6 protein-coding genes are annotated in these 7,468 nt (G+C 39.5%); all 6 read left to right on the top strand.

Translation table 11 applies throughout. The features are described 5' to 3' along the window. On the top strand, window positions 1-84 hold an 84-nt coding region (locus tag V7077_RS07590; protein WP_335500124.1), incomplete at its 5' end, for a hypothetical protein. A 358-nt stretch (window positions 85-442) separates the two neighbouring features. Further along, window positions 443-2,524: a type I DNA topoisomerase gene (gene topA / locus V7077_RS07585; protein ID WP_335500045.1), complete on the top strand. Its 2,082-nt coding sequence runs from the start codon at window positions 443-445 to the stop codon at window positions 2,522-2,524. A gap of 382 nt (window positions 2,525-2,906) precedes the next feature. After that, complete coding sequence (gene trmFO, locus V7077_RS07580) at window positions 2,907-4,214, top strand: FADH(2)-oxidizing methylenetetrahydrofolate--tRNA-(uracil(54)-C(5))-methyltransferase TrmFO (protein ID WP_335500044.1); 1,308 nt, start codon at window positions 2,907-2,909, stop codon at window positions 4,212-4,214. A gap of 262 nt (window positions 4,215-4,476) precedes the next feature. Then, complete coding sequence (gene hslV / locus V7077_RS07575; RefSeq protein ID WP_101647429.1) at window positions 4,477-5,019, top strand: ATP-dependent protease subunit HslV; 543 nt, start codon at window positions 4,477-4,479, stop codon at window positions 5,017-5,019. A gap of 19 nt (window positions 5,020-5,038) precedes the next feature. Beyond that, window positions 5,039-6,442: an HslU--HslV peptidase ATPase subunit gene (hslU, locus tag V7077_RS07570; protein WP_335500041.1), complete on the top strand. Its 1,404-nt coding sequence runs from the start codon at window positions 5,039-5,041 to the stop codon at window positions 6,440-6,442. A 115-nt stretch (window positions 6,443-6,557) separates the two neighbouring features. Beyond that, a complete protein-coding gene (gene codY / locus V7077_RS07565; protein WP_215040775.1) occupies window positions 6,558-7,337 on the top strand; it encodes a GTP-sensing pleiotropic transcriptional regulator CodY in 780 nt (259 codons plus the stop codon). Window positions 7,338-7,468: the final 131 nt, after the last annotated feature.

The raw sequence follows: 7,468 nt of genomic DNA, 5'->3' as shown, positions 1-7,468 counted from the left end.
AATGAATTGATCCAGCAAGGAGCAAAACTGGTTACCAGTGCAAAGGATATCTTGGAAGAGCTAAAATATATCCCTAAGCAGTAGCTAAGAAACGTACCAATAAAATTGCCTTTTAAGCAGGTATTTTTAATTAAATGGAGAAATTACCTAAAAAAGGTTGCAAAAATTTCTATTATGTTATACATTTTCCAACAGATGTTAAAATACTAATAAATACATCCTTTTCTTAAAAAAAATGAATAGAATAAAAAATGTTAAATACTATGATAATTACCATATAGTTTAAAAATTTTGGGGTAAGGCAGTTTTGTAAAGTATTTTCTCCGGTTAAATGTGTAAAAACTGGAATTTAGGAAAACTTCTCAAATAGTAAGCATCTTAGAATCAGGCTTTTGCCGTATTCAAGGCGCTTTTACACTTTCCCTCTTAAGGAGGATATTGAATGGCAGCAGAATTTCTAGTAATTGTTGAGTCGCCTGCAAAAGCGAAAACAATAGAACGCTATTTAGGAAATAAGTATAAAGTAAAAGCTTCGATGGGACATATCCGCGATCTACCGCGCAGTCAAATGGGAGTAAATGTTGAAAATAGTTTTGAACCAAAGTATATTACCATTCGGGGGAAGGGCCCGGTATTAAAGGATTTAAAAACAGCGGCCAAAAAAGCGAAAAAAGTCTATCTCGCAGCTGACCCGGATCGCGAAGGGGAAGCAATCGCCTGGCATCTAGCTCATAGTTTAGACGTAGATGTCCATTCCGATTGCCGCGTCGTTTTTAATGAAATTACCAAGGATGCGATTAAGGAATCTTTCAAGCATCCACGTCCGATTAATATGGATCTGGTTGATGCCCAGCAGGCCCGAAGGATATTAGACAGACTTGTCGGATACAATATCAGCCCGCTATTTTGGAAAAAGGTAAAAAAAGGCTTAAGTGCGGGTCGAGTTCAGTCAGTCGCCGTCCGGTTAATCATCGATCGTGAAAAGGAAATAAAAGATTTCAATCCGGAAGAATATTGGACGATTGAAGGAGAGTTCTTAAAGGGCAAGGACCAGTTTAGCGGAGCTTTCTACTCATTAGTAGGACAAGAAAAAAATGAACTAAAGTCCGAAGCGGATGTTCAAGCCGTCTTGAAAGAAATGAAGGGGAATAAGTTCAAGGTCAACTCAGTGAGCAAGAAAGAACGACGCAGAAATCCTGCACCGCCTTTTATTACTTCCTCATTACAACAGGAAGCAGCAAGAAAGTTAAACTTTCGTGCCAAGAAAACGATGATGCTCGCGCAACAGCTGTATGAAGGGATTGAGCTTGGCAAGGAAGGTACTGTTGGTCTTATCACCTATATGAGAACGGACTCAACTCGAATTTCAGAAATAGCTCAAGCAGAGGCGGCGAGCTATATCAAAGCGGAATTCGGTGAAGAGTATTTAAAGAATGACCAAAGAAAAGAGAAAAAACAGACGAATGCTCAGGATGCCCATGAAGCGATCCGCCCGACTAGTACCTTACGAGACCCAAACAGTTTAAAAGAATATCTCTCTCGTGACCAGCTGAGATTATATAAGTTGATTTGGGAGCGGTTCCTTGCCAGTCAAATGGCACAGGCTGTTATGGATACTATGAGTGTTGACCTGCAAAATGGCAATGTAATCTTCCGGGCTACTGGCTCAAAGATCAAGTTCCCCGGGTTTATGAAGGTCTATGTGGAAGGCACGGATGACCAAGTGGATGGTCCGAATAAAATGCTTCCAGACCTAAAAGAAGGCGATGAGGTGTTTAAAAAGGATATTGATCCAAAACAACATTTCACTCAGCCGCCTCCGCGTTATACAGAAGCAAGACTTGTAAAAACCCTGGAAGAGCTGGGGATTGGCCGTCCATCGACATATGCACCAACATTGGATACAATTCAAAAGCGGGGCTATGTTGCTTTAGATAATAAACGTTTTGTTCCAACAGAACTCGGCGAAATTGTTCACGAATTAATGGTTGAGTTTTTCCCAGAGATTCTTGATGTAGAATTCACGGTAAAAATGGAGCAGGGCTTAGATAATGTCGAAGAGGGAAAAGTCAAATGGGTGCAGGTTATAGATGAATTTTACCGGGATTTCGAGATCCATCTACAAAAGGCAGAAAAAGAAATGCAGTCTGTCGAAATTAAAGATGAGCCAGCAGGTGAGGATTGCGAAAACTGTGGCAGTCCAATGGTATTCAAAATGGGCCGTTATGGAAAATTCATGGCATGCAGCAATTTCCCCGATTGCCGAAATACAAAGCCGATTGTGAAAGAGATTGGTGTAACTTGTCCAACGTGTAAAGAAGGACAGATCATCGAACGGAAAAGTAAGAAAAAAAGATTGTTTTACGGCTGTACGAATTATCCTTCATGTGAGTTTATCTCATGGGATAAGCCGCTTCCGAGACCCTGCCCGAAATGTGAAGGTTTGCTAGTTGAAAAGAAATTAAAAAAAGGCGTTCAAGTGCAGTGTGTTAATTGTGATTATAAGGAAGAGCCGCAAAGCTAAGAGTGGGGGAAACCCACTCTTTTATTATTTTTGGTAAGTGGTTGATTTTCATTTGTTCTCATGAAGCGGTCATGAGGACAAATGAAGGTCGATGGCCGTAATAAATGTCTTCATATAGCCCCATACCAACAAACGTGCCGGATCCCCTATTTTTCATAATCCAATCAATAAGAAGCGGCCAACTATTGTGCTTCTTTAGTTTCACAACTCGATTCAAAAAGTGTTTTAAAATTTTTTTACAAAAACAAAAAACTTTTTTGTTCCTCAATCGTATAGTACAATGCAAGATGGACTTATCATGAGGGCAAGGTATATTTATAGTACTTTTTAATCCAAAATGGTTACTAGGATAAATATTGCAGGAAATTGAGGAGGTACTTTTTTGAAAGATGTAACGATAAATGTGATTGGCGCTGGTCTAGCTGGTAGTGAAGCAGCTTGGCAGATAGCCAAACGCGGAGTAAAAGTAAGACTGTATGAAATGCGTCCAGTGAAGCAAACACCTGCGCACCATACCGATAAATTCGCGGAGTTAGTTTGCAGTAATTCACTCCGGGCCAATACTTTAACAAATGCGGTCGGAGTTTTAAAAGAAGAAATGAGAAAACTTGATTCGGTAATAATCGCGGCAGCTGATGCATGTTCAGTACCAGCTGGAGGAGCATTGGCAGTAGACCGTCATGAGTTTGCCGCAAAAGTAACAGAGATGGTTAAAAATCATGAAAATGTAACGGTAATCAATGAAGAAGTGACCGAAATCCCTGAAGGCCCAACCGTTATTGCCACTGGCCCGCTTACGAGTGAAGCTCTATCAGGACAATTAAAGGGATTGACCGGTGAAGACTATCTTTACTTTTATGACGCTGCAGCTCCAATCTTAGAAAAAGACAGCATTAATATGGACAAGGTTTATTTAAAATCAAGATATGATAAGGGGGAAGCCGCTTATCTGAATTGTCCAATGACTGAAGAAGAATTTAACACCTTCTATGAGGCCCTTATCACAGCAGAGACTGCTCCTACAAAAGAATTTGAAAAAGAAGTCTTTTTTGAGGGCTGTATGCCAATTGAAGTAATGGCGTCTAGAGGGAAGAAAACAATGCTATTTGGTCCATTAAAGCCTGTAGGTCTAGAAGATCCGAAAACAGGAAAGAGACCATTTGCGGTGGTCCAGCTTCGTCAAGATGATGCAGCCGGGACGCTTTTCAATATTGTTGGTTTTCAGACACATTTAAAGTGGGGAGCACAAAAGGAAGTCATCCGTTTGATTCCGGGTCTTGAAAATGCTGAAATCGTCCGCTATGGTGTAATGCATCGAAACACGTTTATTAATTCACCTAAGGTTCTAAAGGCTACCTATCAATTCCGAAATCGTGAGGATTTATTTTTCGCCGGTCAAATGACAGGGGTTGAAGGCTATGTTGAATCTGCTGCCAGCGGCTTAATAGCTGGAATTAATGCGGCTCGTCTAGCAATCGGAGAAGAGACAGTTGAGTTTCCTGCCGAAACAGCGATTGGCAGCATGGCACGGTATATCACAACTGCTAATCCCGAAAATTTTCAGCCCATGAATGCGAATTTCGGTTTATTTCCAGAACTGCCAGTGAAAATAAAAGGTAAGCAGGAAAGAAACTTACAACATGCCAATCGAGCGTTAGAAACAATTCAGAACTTTGTGAAAGTTTTGTAAAATTTATTGCAAGGGCTATAGAAGTATGTTACGATTTACTAGCCCTTGTCAGTTTAAATAGTATGTTAATTGTGAATGTTTTATTAAACATATTTACTGGGTGTTTACAAATTGTAAGCAATTCCGCAAAATAACAATTGAACCATTAATAACTTGTTTTCAGTGATTTTCTTTATTCTCATCAATAAGTGGGATTAGGTACCCAGCTCTTACATATCACTCGACTTTTTAACGGAAATTACTCCAAAGGGAGGAAAATTTAATGAATCAATTTCATGCGACTACCATATTTGCAATCCACCATAACGGTGAATGCTCTATGTCCGGTGATGGCCAGGTGACTTTTGGCAATGCAGTTGTGATGAAACACACTGCCAGAAAAGTAAGAAAGATATTTAATGGTAAGGTATTGGCGGGATTCGCTGGTTCTGTTGCAGATGCGTTCACACTTTTTGAATTGTTTGAAGGTAAGTTAGAGGAATATAACGGCAATCTTCAAAGAGCTGCAGTCGAACTAGCTAAAGAATGGAGAAATGATAAGATGCTTCGCAAATTGGAAGCGATGCTAATTGTCATGAATCGTGAAAGTTTGCTATTAGTTTCCGGAACCGGTGAAGTGATTGAGCCTGACGATGGGATTCTTGCTATCGGCTCAGGTGGAAATTATGCATTGGCCGCTGGCCGTTCGTTAAAGAAATATGCAGGCGAACATTTGTCTGCAAAAGAAATTGCAAAAGCTTCTTTAGAAATAGCTGCGGAAATATGTGTATATACCAACCACAACATTATCGTTGAAGAGCTGTAACGGGAAGGAGACGGAAAAAATGGTAAAAACTACGGATTTAACTCCCCGACAAATTGTTGAGAAACTTGATCAATATATTATTGGACAGAAGGATGCTAAGAAAGCGGTTGCTGTTGCATTAAGAAACCGTTACAGAAGAGGCCTCTTAAATGATAAGCTTCGTGAAGAAATAATTCCAAAAAACATTTTGATGATCGGTCCAACCGGGGTAGGTAAAACGGAAATTGCCAGAAGGATGGCTAAACTTGTCGGTGCTCCGTTTATTAAGGTGGAAGCAACTAAATTCACAGAAGTGGGTTATGTTGGGCGTGATGTAGAATCAATGGTGCGCGATCTTGCGGAAACCTCTGTTCGTTTAGTGAAAGAAGAGCGTATGCAAAGTGTGAAAGAACGAGCTGAAGAGAATGCGAACAGCAGGCTTGTTGATTTACTAGTTCCGTCAGCTAAAAAAGCGACGAACTATAAAAATCCACTTGAAATGTTATTCGGCGGCGGAAATTCTTCATCTGAACCGGACACACAACAAGAAGATTTTTCTGCACAGGAAAAGCGGAAGATTGTCAAAGAAAAACTTGCTCTCGGACAATTAGAAGATGAAATTGTAACAGTTGAGGTAGAAGAGCAAACGCCTTCGATGTTCGATATGCTGCAGGGTTCAGGAATTGAACAAATGGGTATGAATATGCAGGATGCTCTTAGTAGTTTTATGCCGAAAAAACGAAAGAAGAGAAAGCTAACCGTTCGCGAAGCAAGGAATGTATTAACAAGTGAAGAAGCTGCAAAGCTGATTGATATGGATGAAGTCTCATCCGAGGCAACCTATCGTGCTGAACAAACAGGCATCATTTTTATAGATGAAATCGATAAAATTGCCAGCAAAAATTCTGGCGGTTCATCGGCAGATGTTTCGCGTGAAGGTGTCCAACGGGATATCCTTCCAGTGGTTGAGGGTTCAACAGTTGTTACAAAATACGGCTCCATTAAAACGGACCATATTTTGTTTATAGCAGCGGGTGCTTTTCATATTGCAAAACCATCGGATTTAATTCCGGAACTTCAAGGACGTTTTCCAATTCGTGTTGAGCTAACCAAGTTAACAGTGGAAGATTTCTTTAGAATTTTAATTGAACCTGATAATGCATTAATTAAACAATATCAAGCATTATTGGAAACAGAAGGTATACAAATTGAATTTTCTGACGATGCTATTCGTAGAATAGCTGAGGTAGCGTTCGAAGTGAATCAAAATACCGATAATATTGGGGCTAGACGTCTTCATACTATACTGGAAAAGCTATTAGAGGATTTATCCTTTGAAGCTCCAGACATTACGATGGAGAAAATTACGATCACGCCGCAGTATGTGGATGATAAGCTTGGGGCTATTTCGAAGAATAAAGATTTAAGCCAATTCATTCTTTAGGAATGCTGCTTTTTTGAATTTTTCAGGAGATGCCATTCTTAAATAATAATCTCATACATGAAAAATTTTACTAAAAAATTTAATAATGGTTGTAGTTACTAGGAGGAAGAAACAGATGGATTTACTTACAAAAACTAGACGAATTAATGTTTTACTACAGAAGGCAGCAGGCAAGCCTGTTAATTTCAAAGAAATGTCGGAAACGTTAAGTGAGACGATTGAAGCGAATGTTTACATCGTAAGCCGCCGCGGTAAGCTTTTAGGTTTTTCAATTTATCAACAAATTGAGAACGAGCGTATGAAGAAAATGTTTGAAGATCGCCAATTTCCTGAGGAATACACAAAAGGCCTGTTTAATATTCAAGAAACTTCTTCAAATTTGGATATTGAAAGCCAATATACTGCATTCCCTGTAGAAAATAGAGATTTATTCAAAGAAGGTTTAACAACGATTGTTCCTATTATTGGCGGTGGGGAACGCCTGGGTACATTAATTCTTGCAAGATTGCAAGAAAAATTCCATGACGATGATTTAATTCTTGCCGAATATGGTGCTACTGTTGTAGGTATGGAGATTTTACGTGAAAAGTCTGAAGAGATTGAAGAAGAGGCACGAAGCAAAGCTGTTGTACAAATGGCGATCAGTTCATTGTCTTATAGTGAGTTAGAGGCAATCGAACATATTTTTGAAGAATTAAATGGGCATGAGGGCTTGTTAGTTGCTTCCAAAATTGCTGACCGGGTTGGAATCACACGTTCAGTTATTGTAAATGCACTAAGAAAGCTTGAAAGTGCAGGGGTTATTGAATCACGTTCTCTTGGTATGAAAGGGACATATATTAAGGTTCTTAACGATAAGTTCCTTGTAGAACTTGATAAATTAAGACAACACTAATCAACATCCCCAATTTGAAAAAATTGGGGTTTTTATTTTTTGCTGTGTTAATTGAATTTTAGCATGTTGATTGGAGCGGAAGGCGGCGAAGACTCCTCGAAAATGCTATCGCATTTTCTTCGTGCGTGGGC

This window comes from Neobacillus vireti, assembly GCF_036962465.1.
Taxonomy (GTDB): domain Bacteria; phylum Bacillota; class Bacilli; order Bacillales; family Cytobacillaceae; genus Neobacillus; species Neobacillus vireti_B.
Note: the sequence above shows the minus strand (reverse complement) of the source record. Positions and strands in the feature narration are given on the sequence as shown.

Coding starts and splice junctions, on each gene's coding strand:
- topA (WP_335500045.1), top strand. CDS start 443: ATGGCAGCAGAATTTCTAGTAATTGTTGAGTCGCCTGCAAAAGCGAAA.
- hslV (WP_101647429.1), top strand. CDS start 4,477: ATGAATCAATTTCATGCGACTACCATATTTGCAATCCACCATAACGGT.
- hslU (WP_335500041.1), top strand. CDS start 5,039: ATGGTAAAAACTACGGATTTAACTCCCCGACAAATTGTTGAGAAACTT.
- codY (WP_215040775.1), top strand. CDS start 6,558: ATGGATTTACTTACAAAAACTAGACGAATTAATGTTTTACTACAGAAG.